Below are 22,924 nucleotides of genomic sequence, written 5' to 3'. Positions count from 1 at the left end.
GGACGAGCATGGAGACGAGCACGATAGGGCGGCTCAGCCGCCCTGCGCGCCGCGGCGGCCGAGGGCCCGCTCGCTCTTGATCTTCTCCTGGATCTTCAGGAGCCCTTCGAGGAGCGCCTCGGGGCGCGGGGGGCAGCCGGGCACGTAGACGTCGACCGGGATGATCTGATCCACGCCCTTGCAGACCGAGTAGGCGTACTGGAAGAGGCCGCCGCAGTTCGAGCAGCTGCCCATGGAGATGACGTAGCGGGGCTCCGACATCTGGTCATAGAGGCGCTTCACCCGGGTCGCCATCTTGTACGTCAGCGTCCCCGCGATGATGAAGAGATCGCTCGAGCGGGGGCTCGGCCGCGGGGCCGCGCCGAAGCGCTCGAGGTCGCCGCGGGGGCCGCCGGTCTGCATGAGCTCGATGGCGCAGCAGGCCAGGCCGAAGAGCATGTACCAGACGCTGTTCGACCGGCCCCAGTTGAGCAGCCAGTTCACCGTCTGGTCGACGCTCGTCGTGATGACGCCGCCGCCGTCGCTCTCGTACTTCGCCTCCCACCCGCGGGGCGGGGCCATCAGGTTCAGGTTCGATGTCATGACTCCGCACCTCCGTCGGCGGCCGCGGCCGCCGCGACCGCCGCGCCCTCGCCCGCCGCGCCCGCGCTCGGCGCGCGCGCCCGGGACCGGCTGCTCACGTTCTGGGCCCCGCGCGGATCGCCCTTGATGGCGCGGATCCAGTCGAGATCGCCCTTCGCCCAGACGTAGGCGAAGCCGAGCATCAGGATGGCCACGAAGAGGAAGATCTCGATCAGCGCGAAGAGGCCGCTGCCCTGGTCGACCCAGCGCTTGAACACCGCCGCGACCGGGTAGATGAAGGCGATCTCGACGTCGAAGACGATGTAGACGAGCGCGATGATGTAAAAACGCGGGTTGAAGTTGAACCACGCGGGCCCGACCGGCGCCTCCCCGCACTCGTACGTCTCGACCTTCTCGGGGTACGGGTTGCTCGGGCGCAGCAGCTTCCCGAACAGCAGAGAGCCGAGGACGAAGCCGATCGCCACCAGGAAGAACGCGGCAACGCTGGCGTATGCCATCAACATCGGACGGAACCTCGCTCGGCTCGCCCTCCCTCGCTCCGGGCGAGAGAGCGCCAGATCAGGGGCGGTATGTAGGTGAAAAGATGAAGCGCGGCAAGCCAGCAGACCCGGGAGCGAGGGCGCTGAGCCCGCTCCCTCGCGCGTTGGCTCGGGCCGCGCCGGGGGAGGCGGCTCGCGGGGCCGCTGCTCGGGATCGACAGGACGCGCCGCGCTGGGGTATCGGTCGGACGTGGGTCTCGTGGACGTGGCGGTGCTCGCGGCCGTGGACGGGGCGGCGCAGGCGCTGCCCATCTCGGCCACGGGGCACGCCGCGGCGGCGCGGCTCTGGCTCCGCGCGGCCGACGGCGATGGTTGGGCCGCCGCCGCGCAGGCGCTCGCGGCGGCCGCGGCGCTCGCGGTCGCGGCGCGGCGGCGGCTCCTCCGCGCGCTGGGCGAGGGCGCCCGCGCGCTCGGGCGGCCGTCGCTCTTCCGGGCGTCGCCGCCGGCGCGCGACGCGGCGCTGCTCGCGCTGGGCGCCGCCGCGAGCCTGATCGTCGCGGCGGCGCTCCGGCCGTACGTCGCGCGGTGGGGGCAGGATCCGCTCGCGGTGGGGCTCGGCCTGCTCGCGACCGGCGCGGCGCTCGCGAGCACCGCGATCGCGCCGCGGCGCGACGGGCGCGACGCGACCGACGCGCCGTCGCTCGTCGGGATGCTCGCGGTCGGCGCGGCGCACGGGGCCGCGGCGCTGCCGGGCGGGTCGCGCGTCGGGGCGGCCCTCGTGCTCCTGCTCTGGCTCGGCGTCCGGCCCGCGCGCGCCGTCGAGCTCGCGCTCGCGCTGAGCATCCCCGCGCTCGCCGCCGCGGCGCTCGCGGAGGCGCCCGCGCTCAGCGCCCCGCCGCCCGGGGCGGGCGCCGCATTGCTGAGCCTGCTCGCCGCCTTCCTGAGCGCCCTCGCGGCGGCCGCCGCGCTCCGCGCGCTCGCCGAGCGGCGGCGCACCGGCGCACTGGCGCTGTGGGTCGTCCCGCTCGGCCTCGCGATGGTGGCCTACGCGTACGCGCTGCCGGGCCCCACCTGAGCGGCCCCCTGCCCCGGCGCCGCGTCCCTGCGTTACCCTCCGGCGTGTAACCCTCGACGTTCGCCCATGAGCTCGACCGAGACCCCCGTCCATGTCCTGATCCTCGCCGGCGGCGCGGGCACGCGCTTCTGGCCGGCGTCGCGCGCGGCGCGCCCGAAGCAGCTCCTGCCGCTGCTCGGCGGCGAGCCGCTCATCACCGCGACGGCGCGCCGGGTGCTCCCGCTGTGCGGAGGCGCGGGCTGGGAGCGCATCTGGATCGCGACCGGCCAGCACCTCCTCTCGCCCACGCGGGCCGCGCTGCCCGACGTCTCCGAGCGGCGCCTGCTCGTCGAGCCCGCGCCGCGCAACACGGCGCCGTGCATCGGCTGGGCGGCGGCGACCATCGCGCGCGAGGATCCCGAGGCGGTCGTGGTCGTGCTCCCGAGCGATCATCACATCGCCGACGTGCCGCGGTTCCTCGAGGTGCTGGAGGCCGCCGTCGCCTCGGCCCGGGGCGGCGCGATCACGACCATCGGCATCCGCCCGACGCACCCGGAGACGGGCTTCGGCTACATCGAGGCGGACGGCGCGGACGGCGCCGGGAGCGCGGCGCCCGCGGCGCCCGCGGCGCCCGCGGCGCCCGCGGCGCCCTGCAAAGTGCTGCGCTTCGTCGAGAAGCCGAGCCGCGAGCGCGCCGAGGAGTTCGTGGCGAGCGGCCGCTTCCTCTGGAACGCGGGGATGTTCATCTTCCGCGCGGGCGACATGCGGGCGGCGATCCGCGCCCACCTGCCGGCGCTCGCCGAGGGGCTCGACGAGATCGACCGCGCCGCCGCGCAGGGCGCCGAGGCCGAGACGGTGCTGCGGGTGTTCCCGCGGCTGCCGGCCGTGAGCGTCGATCACGGCGTGATGGAGCACGTCGCCGGGCTCGCGGTGGTGCCCGGCGATTTCGGCTGGAGCGACGTCGGCAGCTGGCAGAGCGCCTGGGAGCTCGCCGAGAAGGACGAGCGCGGCAACAGCGCGCCCGCGGGGTCGGTGCTCGTCGACGCGCAGGGCAACCACGTGGTCGATCTGCGCGCGCGGTCCGGCGGCGCGCCGGACGATCGCCGGGTGATCGCGCTCGTCGGCGTGGAGGACCTCGTGGTGGTCGAGACCGACGACGCGCTCTTGATCGTGCCGCGCGACCGGGCGCAGGACGTGAAGCGCGTGGTCGACGCCCTCAAGGCGCGGGGGCAGGGGCGGCACACCTGACGGCGCGCCGCCCGCCCTACTCGCGCGGCGAGCCTCGCCGCGCCACCGCCCGCGCGTAGAGCTCGCGCCGCGGGAGCCCGAGCTCGACCGACAGCTCCTCGGCGATGTGCTTCGCCCGCCTCCCCTGGGCGAGCTCGCGGTCGATGCGCGCGTCGAGCTCCTCGTCGCTCGGGCGCGCGCCCTCCGCGGCCGGCTCGGCGGGCGCGAGCACCAGCGTGATCTCGCCGAGCCACTCCCGCTCGAGCGCCGCGAGCTCCTCCACGGTGCCGCCCAGGATCTCCTCGTGCACCTTCGTCAGCTCGCGCGCGACGACCGCGCGGCGGCCGCGCATGCGCTCGACCAGCTCGGCCAGCGTCTCGCGGAAGCGCCGCGGCGACTCGAACAGCACCACCGCCTCCGGCGTCGACGTGACGAGGGCCAGCGCCTCGCGCCGCTCGCGCCCGCCGCGGGGCAAGAACCCCACGAAGCGGAAGCCGCCGGTCACGAGCCCCGACGCGCTCACCGCGGCCATCACCGCGCTCGGCCCGGGGATCGCCACGACGCGCGCCCCGGCGTCCTTGGCCGCGCGCACGAGCGCCGTCCCCGGATCGCTCACGACCGGCGTGCCGGCGTCGGTCATGAAGGCGATCGACTCGCCCGCCGCGAGCCGCGCGGCCGCCCGCGCGGCGTCCGCCTCGGAGGCGTGCGCGTCGAAGCGGTCGACCGGCTTGCCCGAGACGCCGAGGTGGCCGAGCAGCGCGCGGGCGCGCCGCGTGTCCTCGGCGAGGATCCGGTCCGCCGCGCGCAGCGTCTCGACCGCGCGCAGCGTGATGTCGCCGAGGTTGCCGATCGGCGTCGCCACCACGTAGAGGCACCCGCGATCGCTCGCCCCGCCCTGCTCGCCGACGGTCGACAAGGCCTAGTCCGCTTCGACGGCGTCGCCGAGCTCCTCTTGCAGGTACGTCCGCAGCTTCGACTGGAGCCGCGCCTCGAGCTGGCGCACGCGCTCGCGCGAGATGCCGAACTCGTTGCCGAGCTCCTGGAGCGTGAGCGGATCCTCCGCGGCCATGCGCTTGTCGAAGATGATCACGTCCTTGCCCTTCAGCGTCTCGCGGAACTTCGAGAGCCGGTCGTGGACGAGCATCCCCATCTCGCTCGCCTCGAACGCGCTGTCCGGGCTCGCCCCCGACGAGACGAGCAGCTCGACGCGCGGGATCGTCCGGCCCTCGAGATCGCCGACCGGGGCGTCGAGCGACGCCTCGCCGCTCGCGAGGCGGCGGTCCATGTCGACCACCTCCTTCTCCTCGACCGAGAGGCGCTTCGCGATCTCCGCCGCCGTCGGCTCGATGCCCATCGCCGAGAGCTTCGCCTTCTCCTTGTTGAGGTTGAAGAAGAGCTTCCGCTGCGCCTGCGTCGTGCCGAGCTTCACGAGGCGCCAGTTGTTGAGGATGAAGCGCAGGATGTACGCGCGGATCCACCACGCCGCGTAAGAGGAGAGCTTGACGCCGCGGTACGGGTCGTAGCGCTTCACGGCCTGCATCAGGCCGATGTTCCCCTCCTGGATGAGGTCCATGATGTTCTTGTAGGCGCGCCGGTACTCGTACGCGAGCTTGACCACGAGCCGCAGGTTCGCCGTCACGAGCCGCGCGGCGGTCGCGACGTCCTGCGTCTTCGAGTACTTGATCGTCAGCTCCTTCTCCTCGTCCGCCGTGAGCAGCGGGTGGCGCTGCACCTCGCGCAGGTAGGCCTGCAGCGGGTCCGTGCGCGACAGCGCCGCGTCGCCGCCGCGCCCCTCGCCGGCGGCGCCTGCGCGCGCGGCGCGCGGGAGCTCGATGTCGTTCAGATCGAGGTTCTGCTCGTCGATGACCTCGCCGACGACCTCCACGACGTCCCCCTCGTCGACGTCGCCGGCCGGCGCGGCGCCGCTCTCGGGCGGGGCGTCCCCCTCGTCCTCGTCGTCGCGCGCGCCGTCGTCGTCGCTGGTCGCGGGCTGCGCCTCGGCGCGCGCGCCGCCGGCGTTCTTCGCCGCGGAGCGCGCGCGGCGCTTCGCGGCGGGCCGGGGCGCCGCGCCCGCGACCTCGTCCGTGCCCGCGCCTTCGTCCTCCGGCTCGGGCAGCGGGCCCGCCTCCGCGGCCCCCGCGGGCTGCGGCGCACCGGTCCCCTTCGTTCGCTTCGTTCGCGGCTCGCTCTTGCTCTTCGCCACCAGGACCTCGTCCTCGAAGTTCTAGTACAGGCCCGCCGCACCGCGCCACCTGCGCCGGCGCGCAGGCACCTCGCGATCCGAGGCTACCCGCTCCGCGATCCGCAGGTAAGCAGGTATGGAAGAGAGCGCGCGGGCTCGGAGAACGTGCTACACGCCAGCCTCCACGTGGACTCGCACCGCCCCCCGCGCCCGCGCTCGCTGCGCCCCTGGTACCTGGTGGCCACCATGCTGCTCACCTGGCTCATCGGCGTGCGCGGCTTCATGGCGGGGTGCGGGACGGCCATGTACCTGCGCGGCGGCATGGCCCCCGACGTGATGGCCGTCGCCCAGCAAGCACGCGACCAGGGGGAGCCATTCCAGTTCACGTACCTGGTGCTCGAGGCGGCCCAGGCGCGCGCCCTCAGCCTGTACCAGGACGTCTCGTTCCCGCTCAGCATCGGCAAGGTGCTCCTCGGCGGGCTGCTCGTCGTCGCGAGCGGCCTGGCGCTCGGCGGTCGGCCCGGCACGCGCGGCTTCGTGCTCCAGGTCCTCTTCGCCAACCTGGCCTTCGCCGCGGTCGATTACGCGCTCACCCGGGGCGTCCGCGGCGCGTGGATCGACATGGTGGCGCAGGCGGGGGCGCTCCTGCCGCCGGACGTCCCCGAGCGCGCCGGCCTCACGAACCCGGACCTCTGGTGGACCGCCGAGCGGGTGCGCTTCGTCATCTTCGAGCTTGCCATCCTCGGCTCCGCGGCGCTCGCGCTGACGCGGGAGCGCACCAAGCTCTACTTTCAGGCGGTCGCCCGGACGACGGTCGACCCCGGCGAAGAGCCATGAGCTCCGCGGAGAGGATCGCCGGCGCGGATCCTCGATCGAAGCCCGCCCAGCCCGAGGCGCGAAGGGTCGCCGTCCTGCCGGACGACCTCGCCAACCAGATCGCGGCCGGCGAGGTGGTCGAGCGGCCGGCGAGCGTGGTCAAGGAGCTGGTCGAGAACGCGCTCGACGCGGGCGCGCGCCGCATCCGCGTCGACATCGAGGGGGGCGGCGTCGGCCTGGTGCGCATCGCGGACGACGGGTGCGGGATGAGCCGCGAGGACGCGTCGCTCGCGGTGCTGCGCCACGCGACGAGCAAGATCGCGCGGATCGACGACCTCCGCTGCATCCAGAGCTTCGGCTTCCGCGGCGAGGCGCTCCCGAGCATCGCCTCGGTGAGCCGCTTCTCGCTGCGCACGCGGCGCGACGGCGAGTCGGAGGGGACGGAGATCCGGATCGAGGGCGGCGGCGCCGCGCAGGTGGTCCCCTGCGGGTGCGCCGCCGGCACCGTGGTCGAGGTGCGCGACCTCTTCTACAACGTCCCCGCGCGGCGCAAGTTCCTGCGCGCCGTCGGGACCGAGTCGGCGCACGTGACCGAGATCGCGCAGGCGGTCGCGCTCGGCGAGCCGGGCGTGACGGTGGTGCTCTCGCGCGACGGGCGCGTCGCGCGGGAGTGGCTGCGCGCCGCGAGCCGCGCGGAGCGGGTGCGCGCGATGCTCGCGGGCGAGGAGCTCGCGACGTGCGCCGGGCAGCGGGGGCCGCTCACGGTCGAGGCGTTCGTGTCGCGGCCGGAGCGCGCCCGCTCGGGCGCCGGCTGGCTGTGGATGTTCGTGAACGGGCGGCACGTGCGCGACCGGTCGCTGGCGCGCTCGATCGCGCTCGCTTACGGCAGCGTGCTCGAGCCGGGCCGGTACCCCATCGGCGCGGTGTTCATCGATCTTCCTCCCGAGCTCGTGGACGTGAACGTCCACCCGCAGAAGGCCGAGGTCCGCTTCGCCGACGGCCGCGCCGTCGCCGACGCGCTCTACAAGATCGTCGCCGCGCAGGTGGCCGCGGCGTTCGGCCTGCCCGCGCCGGCCCCTGGCGGCTTCCAGGGCCGCAAGGGCAAGCTCTTCGAGGACGCGGCCTCGCCGCCCGGAGACGCCTGGGTATGGTCGAGCGGCCCCTCCGCGGGGGCGCCCGCGGCGGGCCCACCCGCGGCGGCGGGCCCACCCGCGGCGGGCGCGCCGAGCGAGCGCCGGGAGCCGCCGGCCGACCCGTGGGGCCTCGGCGGCGACCTCGTCGGGATCCCGCCGGGGCGCCCGGAGGCCGCGCGCCCCGGGTCCGTCGCGAGCGGCGCGGGTGCGCCGGCGCAGCTCGGGGTGTGGGACGACATCGCGCTCGCCGAACGGCGCGGCGGGGCGGTCGAGCCGGCGATCGCGCCGGGCGCTCCGTGGATCGCGCCAGACGAGCCCGCGAACGTGCCGGGCGGGCTGGCGAACGTGCCGGGCGGGCTGGCGAACGTGCCGGGCGGGCTGGCGAACGTGCCGTACCCGACCGGCAGCGCGTCCGTGCTCGCCGCGGCCGAGCGCGTCCTCGCCTGGAAATCGCTGCGCTTCCTCGCGCAGGTGCGCAACACCTACTTCGTGTGCGAGGGCCCGGACGGGATCTACTTCCTCGACCAGCACGCGGCGGCGGAGCGCGTGACGTTCCACCGGCTGCGCGCGGCGTACGACGGGCGCGACGTCGCGACGCAGAAGCTGCTCTTCCCGGTGCTGGTCCCGGCGGCGCCCGCGGAGGTGTCGCTGGTCGAGGAGGCGCAGGAGGCGATCGCGCGGCTCGGGCTCGACGTCCGCCCGGCGGGCGCGGCGCAGCTCGCGGTGCACGCGGTGCCGACGCTGCTCCGCCGCGCGGCCCCCGAGCGCCTCGTGCGCGACCTCGTGGACGAGCTGAGCCACTCGGGCGAGCGCGCCTTCTCGGGCGCGGTGGACCTCGCGCTGGCGACGATGGCCTGCCACGGCTCGCTGCGCGCCGGCGACCCGGTGGCGCCGGACGAGGCGCGCGCGCTGCTCGCGGCGCTCGATGAGGTGGATTTCGCCGGCCATTGCCCGCACGGCCGGCCGATCGTGATGCGCGTCGGCTGGCCGGAGCTGGAGCACCGCGTGGGGCGGCGGTGATCGAGGCCGAGCGCGGGCTCGCCCCGGAGGCGAGCGCGGCCGCCGCGCCGCCGTGCGCGGCCGCCGCGCCGCCGTCGTGGGAGACGATCGCGCCGCCGTCGCCGGGCGAGCTGCTCGTCGTGGTCGGCCCGACGGCGAGCGGCAAGACCGAGCTCGCGATCCGGCTCGCGGAGCGCTTCGGCGGCGAGGTGGTGAGCGCCGACAGCGTGCAGATCTACCGGGAATTCGACCTCGGCTCCGGCAAGCCGACGCCCGCCGAGCGGGCGCGCGCGCCGCACCACCTGATCGACGCGGCCGATCCGCTGGAGGCGATCGACGCCCAGCGCTTCGCGGAGCTCGCGGAGGCGGCGATCGGCGATATCCGCGGCCGGGGCCGGGTGCCCATCGTCTGTGGCGGCACGTTCCTGTGGGTGAAGGCGCTGCTCTTTGGCCTGTCGCCGGCGCCGCCCGCCGACCCCGAGGTGCGGGCGCGCCACCGCGCGATCGCCGAGGCCGAGGGGCGCGCTGCCCTCCACGCGCGCCTGGCCGAGGTGGATCCGGCGAGCGCGGCGCGCCTCGCGCCGAACGATCTCGTGCGCGTGAGCCGGGCGCTGGAGATCTACGAGCGCTCGGGCCGGACGCAGAGCGCGTGGCACGCCGAGCACGGCTTCCGGGAGCGCCGCCACGCCGCGCGCCTGCTCGCGGTGCACCGGGACCGCGCCGAGCTCGACCGCCGCATCGAGGCGCGCGTCTCCGGGTGGCTGGAGCAGGGCTGGGTGGACGAGGTCCGCTCGCTCCTGGCGCGCGGTTACGGCGGCGCGCGGGCGATGGGCTCGGTGGGCTACCGCGAGGTGCGGAAGCACCTGGAAGGTGGCCTGCCGGCCGCGGAGCTCGCGCCGGCCATCGTGCGCTCCACGCGGGTCTTCGTGCGGCGGCAGCGCACCTGGCTGAGGGATCAGCCGGTCGCACACGTCACGCTCGCAGACAGCGTTGATAGTTAGACTAACGAACCATATCGCGCCACGCGGCGGCCCCTCCAGGCGAGGTCCAAGGAGCGGGCGGGCGCACGCGTCATGCTCGCAGACGGCGGGAATAGTTAGATAGACTAACGAACCATATCGCGCCGCGAGGCGGCCTCTCCAGGAGCGGTCGAGGGAGCGGGCCGTCGCGCAAGCCACGCTCGCAGATGGCGTTGATAGTTAGATAGACTAACGAACCATATCGCGCCGTGGAAGCCCCCTCCACGCGCAGTCGACGGATCATTCGTTCGCGTATGTCACGCGCGCGGAGCGTCGATAGTTAGATAGACTAACGAACCGCATGGAGCCGACGCGGCGGCCCTCCCACGAGCCCCGAGGCAGCCACAGGGCGTCGCGGGCGCGGGCGGTCCTGGCGCGCGACGGCGCGGGTCAATAGGCGAAGGCCTGGTAGACCTCGGTCTCGTCGGGCCCGTCGAGCGACTCGACGATCGGGTTGAAGCGGAGCATGCGCTTCGCCCGCTCCGACAGGTGGGGGAGGCTCTCGCGGGGCACCCGGATCGAGACCTCCGGCCGGAAGAGCCAGCGGCGGCTGTAGCCGATAACGACCATGGGCCGCGGCTCGCGCGAGCGGTTCGGGGTCCCGCGGTGCAGGCCGCGAACGTCGCGGACCATGACGTCGCCGAGCTCCATGGGGATCGGCTCGAGCGCGACCTCGCCCTGCTCGAGGCGCCGCATCCCCTCGGCCTTGGAGAGCATGTGCGTGCCACGGGCGATCTCGATCGGGCCGTTCTCGGCGGTGACGTCGACCAGGGGGAAGTTGACGGCGAGCTGGAATGCAGGCGTCTCCTTGCCGGTCTCCGGGAAGAGCGGCGGCGTGTCGCGGTGGACGTCCTGGTAATCGGACCCGAGGATCGGGGTGTCGGTCGCGAGCTGGACCATGGTCATGTCGGCGCCGACCAGGCGCTCGACGACACCCAGGATCGTCTCGTCTTCGTAGATGCGCGGCTCCGCGAAGGGGGCTTTGAAGGGGAGCGTGACGTAATACCGCCCTGGCCCCCGGTTCTTGAGGTGCCCCTCGCGCGCGATGTGCGCGTCGAGGAGCGGCGCGAAGGCCTCACGCCACGAGAGCAGCAGGCTCTTCGGGATGAGGCTCTTGATCAAGCAAAACCCATCGCGCTGCGCTGCGTGGGCAAGCTCATCCAATTCGGCGCTGGTGCGGCGGGCGAGGTTCATGGCTCGGCGCCAAGCTTGGAGTGGCTCACGCCGAGTCGTCAAGCTCATCACTCGCCCTCTGCCGATTCGTGACGACCCCACCTTTCCCGGAATCGTCGTCTTCGAAAGAGAAGTCGCCGGGTCAGGGAGCTGGAGCACGCGCGGGACGGACGAGCGCTCTCACCCTGCTCGATGTCCGCAGGACTCCGCATCGGCAGCGCCGATTCCTCGCTGTCAGCGCGACTGCCACCTGACCTCGCCGTCGCAGCGCGGGCAGCCCGCGCCGCGCGGCCGCGGCTCCTGCGCGAACGCGACCCGGCCGCAGCCAGCGCAGACGGTCATGTGGCTCCGGTAGAGCTCCGCGTCGGAGAGGATCTCCGCGGCGAACAGGCTTAGCACGATGTCGCTCAGGAGGTCGCTCTCGCGCGGCGCCGGGATCCAGCCCGAGCGGCCTTCGACGACGCTCCACCGCACGCGCGCGCTGTACAGCGCCGCGCGGAGGAACCCGCGATCGGGGTTCGGCGCCACGAAATCGAGCAGCGCGAGCGCCACGCGCCGGCGCGCACATCCGGTGAGCGCCGCGACCTCGCGGTGCCGCTCGTCGAGCTCGCAGAGCTCCACGGTCGCCGCGCCCGGCTCGCGCAGCGCGCGAGGGGCCTTCATCCAGCCGGGCTCGACCACATGCTCGTGGAGCCACGCCGCGAGCTCGTGGGGTTCCCACGAACGGGTGGTGACCTGCATGAAGCTGAGCGCGCCGGCCAGGCTGGGGCTCGCGAGCAGGCGCGCCCGCAGCGCGACGAACGAGCCGGCCCGCCCGGCGCCGGCTCGAACGCCCTGCCCGAGGGCCTCGCGTCGGACGGAGCGGCTCGCGGGCTTGAGGCCCGCCATCGCGATCTTGAGGGAATTGCTCATAAGTTCCATGGGGTTTCCGTCCCGCTGTGCGCTGCGGGGGGCGGCCGATCGCCGGCGATGTGCGGCGCTGTAAGCGCCCCGCGTGCCAGCCATTCGATGCGTCAGCCCTGCGCCGCATCGCGCGAAGACGCGCTGATTGCGCTCAAAAGAGCGCGGCGCGCGCATGCAGCTGAGGTCTCGAGACCGCCGTCCATCGCGCGCGATTGCTGCGTCCAGGCATCAGGCAGCTGGAACGCAATCGACATCTGCGCTCGGCGCGCGTCCTGCGGTCATCCGAGGCTCGATAAGGCAGGTCCGTTTCGCGCGCCGGCGCGGCACGCAGGCGCTCTTCCGCCCGCGACACCCCGAGATCGCGCCGAGCGCTCCCCGAAATATCGTGATGAGAGCACCCGATGCGTGGCCGCCGTCGGCTCACCCGCTCGGCAGCGAGGAATCCATCACTGCGGGCGCGGCGGCGAGACGGCGGCGCCGAGCGCGTGGGCCGCGCGCAGGGCCACGACCCGCAGATGACCGTCGGGCAGGTGCTCCCGCCCCGCGACCAGCGCAGTCAGCGGCACCCAGTGAAGCCGCCGAGGCGGAGCGGACACCGGCGCGGCCGTGGGCGCGGCGGTCGACGGGGACGCGGCGGTCGACGGGGACGCGGCTGCCGACGAGGACGCGGCTGCCGACGGGGACGCGGCTGCCGACGGGGACGCGGCTGCCGACGGGGACGCGGCTGCCGACGGGGCACGCGGCGCCTCCGCGGCCACCCCGGTGACCACGAAGGCGATGGGATGGACCAGCTCCGGCGTCAGCCCCGCCGAGGGGCGGTAGGCGCCTCCGAGCTCGACGGCCTCGCCCGCGTCGACGCCGTACTCGACAAGGAGCCGCGCCCGCACGAACGCCTCCGCCTCCGCGAGGGTGCGCGCGCTCCGCGGCAGCCGCCACGCCGGCGCGACAAGGAGCTCGCTGTTGCCCGAGAAGCTCTGGGCGGCGGGCAGGTCGTGGTCGTCCACGCCGAGCACCACCTCTCCCGACGGCGCGCGCGCGAGCAGCGCGGTCGAGACGGTCAGCGCGCCGAGCGGCCGCGGCACCACGTACTCGAGCTCGCGCGCGGCCACCACGGCGCCGCCGTCGGCCAGCTCCTCGAAGCGCGCCCGCCGCACCTCGAGGAACCCGGTGCTGGCGCTCGGATCCACCCGCGCGTACCGCCGGCGGCTCGGGCGCTCGAGCAGGGCGCGCAGCGACGTCGGCTCCACGACGGCCACCGCGCCGCCGCCCGCGCTCGCGAGCGCGGCGCCTGCAGCGCCCGCTCCGGGCGGCGCGGAGGGGCCCTCGGGGAGCGCGATGTCGTCGCCGATCCACGGCCCGAACGACAATCCGAAGCGCGCCAGCAGGTCGTAGACGTTCAGCTCGAGCCGCGCGTCGGGCAGGCCGCCGACCTGCGCGGCGCGCAGCAGCTGGCGCGCCTCGATCGCGCGGATGCGGCCCGAGGTGCCGAACCCGGAGACGTCCTCGGAAGGCGCGTTCACGAACGAGGGCTCGACCTCCACGAGCATCGAGCGCACCTCTTCGAGGATGCCGCCGGGCGACGGGTAGTACGTCGTCCCCGGGATCATCCGCTGGATCGCCTCCGCCCGCACGCCGGCCGCGCGCCCGAGCGCCCGCTCGACCGTGTGGCCGACCGGGAGCTCGGTCTGCACGACCGCGATCGGCTCGGCCAGGTAGTCGGCCGGGCCGCTGCCGTCGAGGGGGGGCGTCTCCTCGCGGCAGGCGCGCGCGATCGGACGCGGGTAGCTCGTCCTCGCCAGCACGTACGCCGTCTCGCCGGCGAAGAAGAACGGCACGATGTCCAGCGTGGGGTGGGGCCGCGCCGCCAGGTCGAACACCCGGCCGGTGGCGCGATCCTGGTGATGCTCGATCCGCAGGAACCGCGGAGGGCCCTCCGCCGGACGGAGCCGGAACGCGACCCCCTGACCGGCCTTCACCTTCTCGCCGACGATGAGGTAGTTCGTGGGCGGATACGGCAGCCGCGCGCCCGCGGCGTCCCGCAGCTCGAAGCGGCCGGCGAACCGGTTGCGCACGATCCACGGGTTGCGCAGCGGCGTGGACGACAGCACGCGCAGGCCGAGCCGGGCGAAGAGGGCCTCGAACTGCGCTTGCGAGAAGTAGGTGTACTCCTCCTTGACCTCGGCTTCCCAGTCGGCGCGGTAATCCTTCCGCAACACGAACTCGACCGCGTGCTTGTGGGCGAGCCGATACCGCCGCCACCCGGGGCGCGGCGCGGGAAGCGCGCCGGACGGCCCGGGGGAGAGCCGCTCCAGCGGGAACCCGGGCTCGGGCGACAGCGCGCGAAACTCGCCGGCGAACCGCTCGAGCAGCGCCGCGGTCGAGGCGCTGCGGGGGTCGGGGCCGCCGTCGCCGTCGTCGGCGGGCACGTCGAGCAGCACCGGCTGCGGCCCCGGGTCGACGAAGTCCCGCACCACCAGCACGCCGCCCGGCGCGAGCTGCTCCACCTGCGCCGAGAGCGCGTCCGCGGCGTTCGCGTGGCGATAGCCGCCGTACGAGGTCACGTGGTGCAGCACCGACGAGTCGAAGATCCCGTCGAGGCTCTCGGGCGGGAAGACCGCCGTGGCGATGTCGCCCAGCTGGAAGCTGAGGTTCGGGCGCCGGTGAGCGCGGCGCGCGAGCTCGATGACCGTGGGATCGATGTCGACGCCGATCACCTCGAGGCGCGGGTAGAGCAGCGCCAGCGCGGCGCTGCCCTGCCCCGAGCCCATGCCCATGTCGGCGACGCGGCCCTCGCACAGGAGGTGCGCGGCCGTGAGCGCGACCTTCTGGCGCATCGACGCGTCCATCGCGGACAGGTACCGCGCGTACGCGGACAGGTCGTCTCGCCGTTGATCCGCCTCGTACCCCGCCGCCGCGCTCGTCGTCATGGCTCACGAGTGTACGCCGGGCGCGGGGCGCGGGAAGACCGCACCGCCGGCGCGGTCACCGCCGGCGCGGTCGCGTGATGGCGGCGGCGCCCGCGCCGGGGCGCCGCGCGCCGGCCGCCTCAGGTGGCCGCGAGGCCCGGGAGCGGCGACTTGGCCGGCAGGTTCGGATCGCCGAAGCCGCTGAAGTCCGTGACGCCCATCGCGTCGCAGAGGCTGAGCAGCACGCGCTCGTGCCGCTCGGAGCTGCGCACGTAGCGCCCGCCGGGGCTCGTCTTCAGATAACCGCCCTCGCCGCTCGCCAGGACGAACTTCATCTCGTTCTGGTTGTGGTTCGGCGAGTCGCCCATGTCGCGGCACCAGGCGATCAGCGTGTTGTCGAGGAGCGTCCCGGAGCCGTCGGCCTCGGGGATCGCCTTCAGCTTGTTGATGAGATCGACGAACCGCTGCGCCAGCCACTTCTCCAGCTTGATCAGGTCGAGGTGCGCCGGAGCGCCGGTGTGGATCATCGAGCCGTGCTCCTCGCCCCGCAGCCCGATGTCCGCCAGCTCGACGTTCATGGCCTGATCCGAGCCCCACTGGATCGCGGCGACCCGCGTGATGTCGCACGCGAACGCGCCGACGATGAGATCCATGTGCAGGAGGTTGGCCTCCAGCGGGTTGCTCGGATCGCCGCTCGGCGCCGTCGGCGCGGTGCAGGCGCCGCCTCCGCCGGACGACGCGTTCGACAGCCGCTCCTCGATCTGCCGGATCGAATCGAGGTGCAGCCCGAGCTTGTACTTCTGCTCGGCGCCGAGGTTCCCCTCGAGCGCCTTGATCTCGTTCTTCAGGTTGTCGAGCACGCTCCTGCGGCGGCGCAGCACCTCGTCCGCGGTGGTGTTCGCCGGGATCGCCGAGCCGAACAGGGTGGAGTAGGCGGACTTCGGGGACGCGATCGTCGGCAGGTTGTCCTTGCGGTAGTACGGCGACCTGCCGCCGCTCACCGTGCTCTCGGCCCCGAGCAGGAGCGAGGGGATGGTCGTCTTCGTCCCGGCGGCGATCAGCTTGTCCGCGATGTACTGATCGACGGAGATCAGCCTGGCGGGGTCGCTGAAGCCGAGCCCGGTGAGGCCGTCGGGGGCGCCGTGGTTGTTCCCGGGGTTGCCGCTGGGGAGGCCGTCCACGAGCACGACGTGCTGCTTCACGTCCGCGAGCGGCGACGTGGACTCGCTGAACGTCGGGGTCTCGCCGGAGACGCTCGTGGGCTTCCAGATCTGGGGCGCGGTCCCCATCGTGCAGAACAGGAGCAGCCGCTTCGGCTTCTTCCCGGGCGCCGCGTGGGCGATGGAGTCGAGGAACGGCGTGAACAGGAAGCTGGCCCCGACGCTGGCGCCCAGGCCTTGAAGAAAAGCTCGACGATGAAGGCTGCGCATGAACGACCTTTCGCTCGCACCCGATTCTCTTGCAGCTTGCAGCCGTGCCGCGTGAAGAGCGCGGTCCGGAGACCGCCGCGACAGGCGCGTGGGGGCGCGCCTGTCGCGGCGGGGGGGGGCTCGCGCCCCGTGCTCTCAGGTAGCCGCCAGGCCCGGGAGCGGCGACTTCGCCCCCAAGGCCGGATCGCCGAAGCCGGAGTAGTCCGTGACGCCCATCGCGTCGCACAGGCTGAGCAGCACGCGCTCGTGCCGCTCCTGGCTCTTGATGAACCGGCCGCCCGGGGCCGTCTTCAGGTAGCCGCCGGTGCCGCTCGCCAGGACGAACTTCATCTCGTTCTGGGTGTGCGCCGGCGCGTCGCCCATGTCGCGGCACCAGGCGATCAGCGTGTTGTCGAGGAGCGAGCCGGAGCCGTCGGCCTCGGGCAGCTCCTTCAGCTTCTTGATGACGCCGACGAACTGCTCGTGCAGCCACTTCTCGAGCTTGATCAGCTTCACGTGGCCGGGGTCGTTGCCGTGGATCAGGCCGTTGTGCTCCTCGTCCGCCAGGCCGATCTCCGGCAGGTTGACGTTCATCATCTGATCCGAGCCCCACTGGATCGCCGCGACGCGCGTGATGTCGCACGCGAAGGCGCCCACGATGATGTCGAGATGAAGCTGGTTGGCCTTCATCGGGTTCGACATGTCGCCCGAGGGGCTCGTCGGGACGGAGCAGCCGCCGCCGGTGGGCCCGCCGGGCCCGCCGGTCATCGAGCCCGAGAGCCGGTTCTCGATCTGGCGGAGCGACTCGAGGTGCAGATCCAGCTTGTACTTCTGCTCCTGGCCCAGGTTCCCCTTGAGCGCCGTGATCTCGCCCTTGAGGTTGTCGAGGATGCTCATGCGCCGGCGCAGCCGAGCCTCGGCGGCGGGGTCGGGTTGGTTCGGGTTCGTCGGGTTCGACGGGGTCACCCCCGAGAACACGGTCGAGTAGGCGGACATCGGCGAGCCGATCGGCACCAGGTTGGTGTTCTTGTAGAACCCCGTCTTGCCGCCGCTCGTGTCGGCGCCGAGCAGGAGCGAGGGGATGGGGGTCGCGAGCCCGGCGCCCTTCAGCTTCTCGACGATGTACTGGTCGACCGAGATGAGCCCGTAGGGGCCGTTGCTGAAGTAGCCCATCCCGGTGAGGCCGTCGGCGGACCCGTGGTTGTTGCCGGGGCTCGCGCTGGGGAGGCCGTCCAGCATCACGATGTGCTCCTTCACCTCCTCCAGCGGCGAGGTGGCCTCGCTGAACGTGGGGGTCTCCCCCGAGACGCTCTTCGGCTTCCAGACCTCGGGGGCCGTCCCCATGGTGAAGAAGATCAGGAGCCGCTTCGGCTTCTTCCCGGGAGCCGCGTTGGCGATGGAGTCATAGAAGGGCGAGAACAGCAGGCTAGCCCCGAGGCTGGCCCCAACACCCTTAAGGAAGTTCCTACGACTGTGGCTGCGCATGACCGATCCTTTCACTTGCTACCGATCTCTTCTTTGTTTGCAGCCGTGGGGTCACGGACCTTGAACTCTGCGGGTGAAGTGCGGCGTGCGCGTCAGCGCGAGCCACACGCTCTTCAGGCGGTACTCGTCGGCCGACGCCTCCTGCTGGACCTTCTCGTACGTGCAGCCGTCCTGCTCCCAGGTGTCGCCGAACGCGTAGTACGACCAGTAACGGACCATGCACGCCTTGACGTCGTCGCTCGCCGCGAGGTAGTCGGCCAGCTCGGTCACGCCGTTGAAGTTGAAGTCGTCCCCGGAAGGCGGCTCGACGATCATCCCGGTCACGTCGACGGGGATCCCGGCCTCGTCGTTCCGCCACCGGCCGAACGTGTCGTAGTGCTCGAAGCCGACGCCGATCGGGTCCATCTGCACGTGGCAGCTGTGGCAGTAGTCAGCGCGGGTGTGCTGCTCGACCATCTCGCGCGTGGTCGCCGGGGTCTCCAGGGGCTTGATGTTCGGATCGACGCCGGGCGGCGGGGGATCGAGCGGCTGGCAGAGCAGGCGCGTGCGGACCATCTTGCCGCGCTGGGTCGGCGAGGACAGCTTCGCGCCGCCGTGCCCGGTCAGGAAGCTGCCGTGGGCCAGGATGCCGCGATCGCGCTGCCCGGGGGCGAGCGTCACCCGGGTGAGCTCGGTGCCGCCGGCGCCGCCGATGCCGTAGTGCGTGGCCAGGCTGCTGTTGACGAACGTGTAGTCCGCCTGCAGGAGGTTGGCGAACGTGCCGTTCTGGTTGAACGCGGTGTCCACGATGAGCGCCTGCGTCTCGGACATCATGTCCTTGCGCAGGTCGTCGCTGAGGTTGAAGACCGTGTTGTCCTTCACCGCGGTGACCAGGCGGTTCAGCTGGAGCCAGCCGCGCATGAACCGCGTCATCTCCGCCTCGGCGAGCGGCCGCGTCGCCGGGTCTTCCAGGATGCGCAGCGCGTGCTGGGTGATCAGCTCGCTGCTCAGCGTGGTGCCCGCGGCGGCGGCCTCGTCGGCGGCCTGCAGCAGCGCCGCGTCCGGCATGGTCCCGGTCAAGAGGTACGAGAGGTTGCTCGCGATCTCGTGCGGGGAGAGCTCGTAGATGCCGCCGCCCGCCTCCCGGCCGATCTCGTGGCGGTACAGGAAGTACGGCGACTGCAGCATGGCGCTCACGACCACCTTGGCGCCGTCCTCGAACGTGCTCTCCGCCCCGAACAGTTTGTCGTAGGCCTCGAAGCGGTCCGTCGGGAGCGGCTCGCGGAACGCGCGGCGGCCGAAGTCGCGGATGAACTGGCCGCGGCAGGCCTCGTCGGTCGTCCGGCAGGTGGCCGAGGTGAGGGTGTCGAGCTTGTTCGTCACCGCCCAGTCCGCGGTCGCCTCGGCCCAGTCCATGATCTGCTGGGCGGTCAGGTCGCGGATCACGAGCGCGTTCGCGTCGGCCGTGAACCCGAGCACCTGCGGATCGTTGAAGATGCTCGGCAGGGCGACGCTCGGATCCCGGAAGAGATCGCGCACGGTGGCCTCGAACTGCTCCACCGTCAGGCGCCGCACCGTGCGCGGGCCGGGGGTGCTCAGGTCCTCGACCTCGCACTCCGACACCTTGGGGATGTCGTGGGGCTGCGGCGGCGGCTTGTCGATCGGCGGCTGATCGTCCGGAGTATCGCTCGGGTCGTCCTCGGCGGGCGTGCCGTCGACATTGCCCAGATTGCCCAAGCAACCGAGCGGGCCGGCGAGGAGCAGTGCCACTGCGGAATAGCGGCGACACGCCTTCGCCGAAACTAAGCTCTTAAGCGTGCTCATCATTGCTTGAGAAAAGCTGATGTCTCTCATGTTGTCAAGCCCCGATCAAGCGGTGTCGCCTTGATAACTCACGAGCTCACGTGGTTTCCACGTGCCCTGACTCGATTCGTCGGTTGGTTGATTCAGCGCTTCTACCTGTCTCCGCAGGCCTCATCGTTCACAGGATCGTCACAGGACCGAGTTCGCTCTCCAGAGAGGGAGTCTCGCTCGACGCAGAGCGTCGAGCCGATTCACGCTGTCGTGCGCCATGCGGGCGAGCTCGGCCGGCTCGCCAACCCAGAGCCGACCCGGAGCCGCTGGATCGCCAGGCGCGCCTCGACCTCGGGTCCCGCGGCCAGCCGCCGGGCGAGCTGGCCATTTCCCGTGAGTGTCGAAAAGCGATCCACGGCGAGATGAAGTGCAACCCCTGTGCCGCGTCGTCCCTCGATGCCAACCCGGGGTCCTGGGCCAATTTCTGGATTTTTTCGGAGGTTTCGCTGGGGTGGACGCGGGAAAGTCCAGGAAGCGTGATCCACCCCGGTCGCGATCCATCCATGCTCATCGGTGGCCGGGCCCCCAGCCCCGGCCGCGTCAGCCCTTGGACCAGGCGCTGATCGAGCGATAGCTGGCGACGGACTCCTCGATGACCTCCAGGGCGCGGTTCCTGTCGTACATCGTCTCGACCTCGGCGAGCTTGTTCTCGAGCGTCTTGTAGTCGATGAAGAACCGCATGAGCTCCTTGGTCACATGCGGGGGCAGCTCCTCGTGGGTCAGGTAATGGGCCACGGAGGGGTCGTCGACGGCGACGGCGATGATCTTGTCGTCGACGCCCTTGTCGTCGCGCATGAAGAAGCCGCCGATGGCGCGCGCCCTCACGATCGTGAGCGGCACGACCGGCTCCTGCATGAGGACGAGGACGTCGAGCGGATCGCCGTCGCCCGCGTGCGTCTGGGGGATGAAGCCGTAATTGGCCGGATAATGAACGGACGAGTAGAGCACGCGATCGAGCATCAAGAGCCCGGTCTTCTTGTCGAGCTCGTACTTGCACTTCGACCCCTTGGGGATCTCGATCACCACGGGAAAGAAATCGTGCCGGCTGTCGGGGAGCAGGATGTCGTGAAGCGGATGGGTCATTGAGGCGTCCTGGGCTTTCGCCCCGCCCTGGGTGTGGACGAGGGGCGCGCAGGATAGCAGAATTCCAGGCAAATTGGCGCGCGACGTGGCGCCCGCCACGCGCGCCATCGTCCTAGGACACGCATGACGCGCGCGGCCGCGCGCCATCCCCTGACGCGCGGCCGCGCCGGACGTGGCGGCGTTGCGCCGCCGCGGCTCACTCCCGCCAGCAGAACCCGAAGCGCGCGGACGCCCCCGGCAGGAGCTCGGCGTTGTAGCTCATGCCGGAGAACTTCACGCCCGCGTTGCCCGCCTCGGCCACGGCGTTCCACACGTCGGTGGGCGTGCCGTCGGTCTGCAGGGTGATCACCCAGGTCGCCGGCGCGTCGCCCACGTTGGTGACGTCGACCGACTTGCAACCGCCGCCGTCCCACACCGTGTCCACGGTCTCCTTGACGTCGAAGTCCGAGTTCACGGGCGGCGGATCGTTGTCGGTGCCCGACGGCTCCTCCTCGCCGCCGCCGGGATCCTCCGACGGATCCGGCTGCGTCGCCGCCTCGGCGAGGCGCCTCGTGAAGCGCGGCGACTGCGCGATCGCCTTGATGACGCCCGCGACCGTGAGGTTCTCGGGCCCGAGCTGGCCGGTGATCTGGTCCGCCATGCAGGAGAGCTCGGCCTGGTCCATGGCGCCGAAGCCGAAGCGGAGCCACTGGAGGGTGAAGCACGCCTGCGCGTCGGGGCTCTCCGCGAGCTTCTGGGCGAGCTCTCCGGTGCCGTCGAACGGGCCGCTCGTGCCCTCCGCCCCCACGATGTTGCCGCTCGCGTCGACCGGGTGCCCGTCGTCGGTGTCGCGGTAGCGACCGACGCCGTCGAAGTGCTCGAAGCCGAAGCCGATCCCGTCGATGAGCGAGTGGCAGCTGCCGCACGCCTCGTTGTTCGAGTGCTCGAAGAACCGCTCGCGGGTCGATTTCGTGGGATCGGGCTGGGGCGGCTTGACGTCGAGCCCCGCGGGCGGCGGCGGCAGCGGCTGGCAGAGGAGCTGCTCGCGCACGAACTTGCCGCGGTGCACCGGAGACGACTCGCCGGCGTGCGCGTGGGTGCTGAGGACGCTGCCGAGCGTGAGGATGCCCATCCGGTTCGACCCGGTGAGGTCGACGCGCGTCGTGCCGTACTGATCCGCGGCCCCGCCCGGCGCCGGGAGCCCGTAGAACGACGCGAGCTCCGGGGTCACGTAGGAGTAGTTCGCGGTGTACATCTCGCCCAGCGAGCCGGAGCCATCCTGGAGGAGGTGGTGCACGAAGGCCGCCGTCTCCTTCTCGATCGCCTGCCGGATCTCCTCGGTGTACTCCGGGTACGCGGTCATGTCCTTCGACGGCTTGGCGCTCAGCTGGAGCCATGTCCTGAAGAACCTGAGGACGCCGGCGTCGGCCCGCGGATCCTGCATCATCCGATCGACCTCGGCGGAGATGGCCGCCGGCGTCGCGAGCTCGCCCGACTCCGCCTTGCTGAGCAGCTCGTCGTCCGGCATCGAGCTCCAGATCATGTAGGAGAGCTGAGACGCGATCTCGTGCGGCAGGAGCTGGTAAGTGCCGTCCTGCGCGGCCACGCCGAGCTCCGGGCGATAGAGGAAGTACGGAGACTGGAGCACGGCGGCGATCATCGCCTGGACGCCCCCGGCGAAGCCCTCGTCGGCCTTCACGCCGCGGTAGAGCTCCATGTACCGGGACCGGTCCTCTTGCGTGAGCGGCCGGCGGAAGGCGCGGCGCCCGAAGCCCTCGAAGAACTCGGTCGCGCACGCGTCGTCTCCGGTCTCGATCGGGCAGGGGACGAGCGACCCGGGCGCCGCGGCCACCTTGGCGGCGATGTCCTCGGCGGCGTCCCGCATGAGCTGGACGTCGGCCCCGGCGTAGAGGAGCGCGTCGGCGTTGTTGTCGAACCCCTCGACGTTCGCGTCGGTCGGGAGGATGTAGCCGGTCGTGTCGACGCCGAGGAGGTCGGCCACGGTCCTGTCGAACTCGACGCGCGACAGCCGGCGCAGGACGCGCCGCCCGGACACCATGTTGGGCTCGCAGGCCGTCGGCTGGTCCTCGCACCCCTCGCCCAGGTTGACGCGGTTCACGAACTTCTCGAAGGACTGGTATTCCTCGCTCTGGAACGGGATGAGCGCGCCGCCGGCGTGGCCGTCGGGGTGCCGTCCGGAGGGGCGCAGGAGGAGCGTCGACTCGCCGTTCACCTCGAGCGCGGCCATGGCGCGCACCGCCTCGAAGTTGGCCTGCAGCGCCTCGTCGGTGCCCGAGGTGTCGAACACCATGCGGGTCCCCTTCGCGAGCCCGCTCGCGGTGTGGCAGACGGTGCACTTCGAGGACATGATCGGGTCCCAGAGGTTCGCCTTGAAGAACTCGATGTTGTCGGCGCACCCCGAGTCCAGCGAGCCCGTGTCGTCTCCGCCGTTCGTCTCGTCGCCGCCTCCGAACATGCCGTTGCAGCCGGCGCCCGCGGCGCCCAGCGCGGCGCACGAGAGCAGGAGCGCGTAGCCGAGGCGCGGAGTCCGCCGGCGCCGCGGGGGGTCGCTCGCCGGCGGGGGCCGGGAGACGGACGCGTCCGCCGTGTCGAAGGGTCCCTTCGCGTGTGTGTTCATAAGCTTGTTCCTCGTAATCCCAAG

At 72.5% G+C, this 22,924-nt stretch carries 17 protein-coding genes; 5 read left to right on the top strand and 12 right to left on the bottom strand.

Annotated features, from left to right (window positions below):
- Positions 1 to 33: 33 nt before the first annotated feature.
- Together nuoB and WMF26_RS50020 are read right to left on the bottom strand one after the other, a co-directional pair.
- Entirely contained in the window at positions 34 to 582 is a 549-nt protein-coding gene (nuoB, locus tag WMF26_RS50025) for an NADH-quinone oxidoreductase subunit NuoB (protein ID WP_437335009.1), read from the bottom strand.
- Positions 579 to 1,085, bottom strand: a complete 507-nt coding sequence (locus WMF26_RS50020; RefSeq protein ID WP_437998469.1) for an NADH-quinone oxidoreductase subunit A — start codon at positions 1,083 to 1,085, stop codon at positions 579 to 581. Before WMF26_RS50020 ends, nuoB begins: the two co-directional genes overlap by 4 nt.
- Positions 1,086 to 1,311: 226 nt before the next feature.
- Here WMF26_RS50020 and WMF26_RS50015 point away from each other — a divergent pair, with 226 nt between their 5' ends.
- Positions 1,312 to 2,136, top strand: a complete 825-nt coding sequence (locus WMF26_RS50015) for an undecaprenyl-diphosphate phosphatase (RefSeq protein ID WP_437998468.1) — start codon at positions 1,312 to 1,314, stop codon at positions 2,134 to 2,136.
- Positions 2,137 to 2,202: 66 nt separating this feature from the next.
- Entirely contained in the window at positions 2,203 to 3,363 is a 1,161-nt protein-coding gene (locus tag WMF26_RS50010) for a mannose-1-phosphate guanylyltransferase (RefSeq protein ID WP_437998467.1), read from the top strand.
- A 16-nt stretch (positions 3,364 to 3,379) separates the two neighbouring features.
- Here WMF26_RS50010 and rsmI read toward each other — a convergent pair whose 3' ends face one another.
- Positions 3,380 to 4,258 carry a 16S rRNA (cytidine(1402)-2'-O)-methyltransferase gene (gene rsmI, locus WMF26_RS50005; RefSeq protein ID WP_437953103.1) on the bottom strand — a complete coding sequence of 293 codons (879 nt, stop codon included), beginning with the start codon at positions 4,256 to 4,258 and terminating at the stop codon, positions 3,380 to 3,382.
- A gap of 3 nt (positions 4,259 to 4,261) precedes the next feature.
- On the bottom strand, positions 4,262 to 5,545 hold the full coding sequence (locus WMF26_RS50000) for an RNA polymerase factor sigma-32 (protein WP_437998466.1): 1,284 nt from the start codon (positions 5,543 to 5,545) through the stop codon (positions 4,262 to 4,264).
- A gap of 144 nt (positions 5,546 to 5,689) precedes the next feature.
- Here WMF26_RS50000 and WMF26_RS49995 point away from each other — a divergent pair, with 144 nt between their 5' ends.
- The 3 genes from WMF26_RS49995 to miaA are packed head-to-tail and all read left to right on the top strand — an operon-like array spanning position 5,690 to position 9,473.
- Entirely contained in the window at positions 5,690 to 6,361 is a 672-nt protein-coding gene (locus WMF26_RS49995; protein WP_437998465.1) for a hypothetical protein, read from the top strand.
- On the top strand, positions 6,358 to 8,493 hold the full coding sequence (gene mutL, locus WMF26_RS49990; protein ID WP_437998464.1) for a DNA mismatch repair endonuclease MutL: 2,136 nt from the start codon (positions 6,358 to 6,360) through the stop codon (positions 8,491 to 8,493). The genes WMF26_RS49995 and mutL overlap by 4 nt, the downstream gene beginning before the upstream one ends.
- Complete coding sequence (gene miaA / locus WMF26_RS49985; protein ID WP_437998463.1) at positions 8,490 to 9,473, top strand: tRNA (adenosine(37)-N6)-dimethylallyltransferase MiaA; 984 nt, start codon at positions 8,490 to 8,492, stop codon at positions 9,471 to 9,473. Before mutL ends, miaA begins: the two co-directional genes overlap by 4 nt.
- A gap of 408 nt (positions 9,474 to 9,881) precedes the next feature.
- On the opposite strand, the gene WMF26_RS49980 is transcribed toward miaA, so the two are convergent.
- The 8 genes from WMF26_RS49980 to WMF26_RS49945 all read right to left on the bottom strand — a co-directional run bounded on the left by WMF26_RS49980 (position 9,882) and on the right by WMF26_RS49945 (position 22,900).
- The gene (locus WMF26_RS49980) at positions 9,882 to 10,685 is read right to left on the bottom strand and encodes a phytanoyl-CoA dioxygenase family protein (protein ID WP_437998462.1); all 804 of its coding nucleotides are present in this window, start codon (positions 10,683 to 10,685) and stop codon (positions 9,882 to 9,884) included.
- Between the two features lie 213 nt (positions 10,686 to 10,898).
- A complete protein-coding gene (locus tag WMF26_RS49975) occupies positions 10,899 to 11,576 on the bottom strand; it encodes a hypothetical protein (protein WP_437953098.1) in 678 nt (225 codons plus the stop codon).
- A 437-nt stretch (positions 11,577 to 12,013) separates the two neighbouring features.
- The gene (locus WMF26_RS49970) at positions 12,014 to 14,494 is read right to left on the bottom strand and encodes a methyltransferase domain-containing protein (RefSeq protein WP_437998461.1); all 2,481 of its coding nucleotides are present in this window, start codon (positions 14,492 to 14,494) and stop codon (positions 12,014 to 12,016) included.
- Between the two features lie 119 nt (positions 14,495 to 14,613).
- Positions 14,614 to 15,903 (bottom strand): DUF1552 domain-containing protein, encoded by a 1,290-nt coding sequence (locus WMF26_RS49965; protein ID WP_437998460.1) that lies wholly within the window; start codon positions 15,901 to 15,903, stop codon positions 14,614 to 14,616.
- Between the two features lie 135 nt (positions 15,904 to 16,038).
- Positions 16,039 to 17,367 (bottom strand): DUF1552 domain-containing protein, encoded by a 1,329-nt coding sequence (locus tag WMF26_RS49960; protein WP_437953095.1) that lies wholly within the window; start codon positions 17,365 to 17,367, stop codon positions 16,039 to 16,041.
- Positions 17,368 to 17,418: 51 nt separating this feature from the next.
- Positions 17,419 to 19,116: a DUF1592 domain-containing protein gene (locus WMF26_RS49955; RefSeq protein WP_437998459.1), complete on the bottom strand. Its 1,698-nt coding sequence runs from the start codon at positions 19,114 to 19,116 to the stop codon at positions 17,419 to 17,421.
- Positions 19,117 to 19,740: 624 nt separating this feature from the next.
- Positions 19,741 to 20,283: an inorganic diphosphatase gene (locus WMF26_RS49950; protein WP_020742099.1), complete on the bottom strand. Its 543-nt coding sequence runs from the start codon at positions 20,281 to 20,283 to the stop codon at positions 19,741 to 19,743.
- Positions 20,284 to 20,479: 196 nt separating this feature from the next.
- Complete coding sequence (locus WMF26_RS49945) at positions 20,480 to 22,900, bottom strand: DUF1592 domain-containing protein (protein ID WP_437998458.1); 2,421 nt, start codon at positions 22,898 to 22,900, stop codon at positions 20,480 to 20,482.
- Positions 22,901 to 22,924: the final 24 nt, after the last annotated feature.

The sequence above is a fragment of the Sorangium sp. So ce185 genome (assembly GCF_051526825.1).
GTDB lineage: Bacteria > Myxococcota_A > Polyangia > Polyangiales > Polyangiaceae > Sorangium > Sorangium cellulosum_D.
This window is presented reverse-complemented; position numbering and strand designations above follow the sequence as displayed.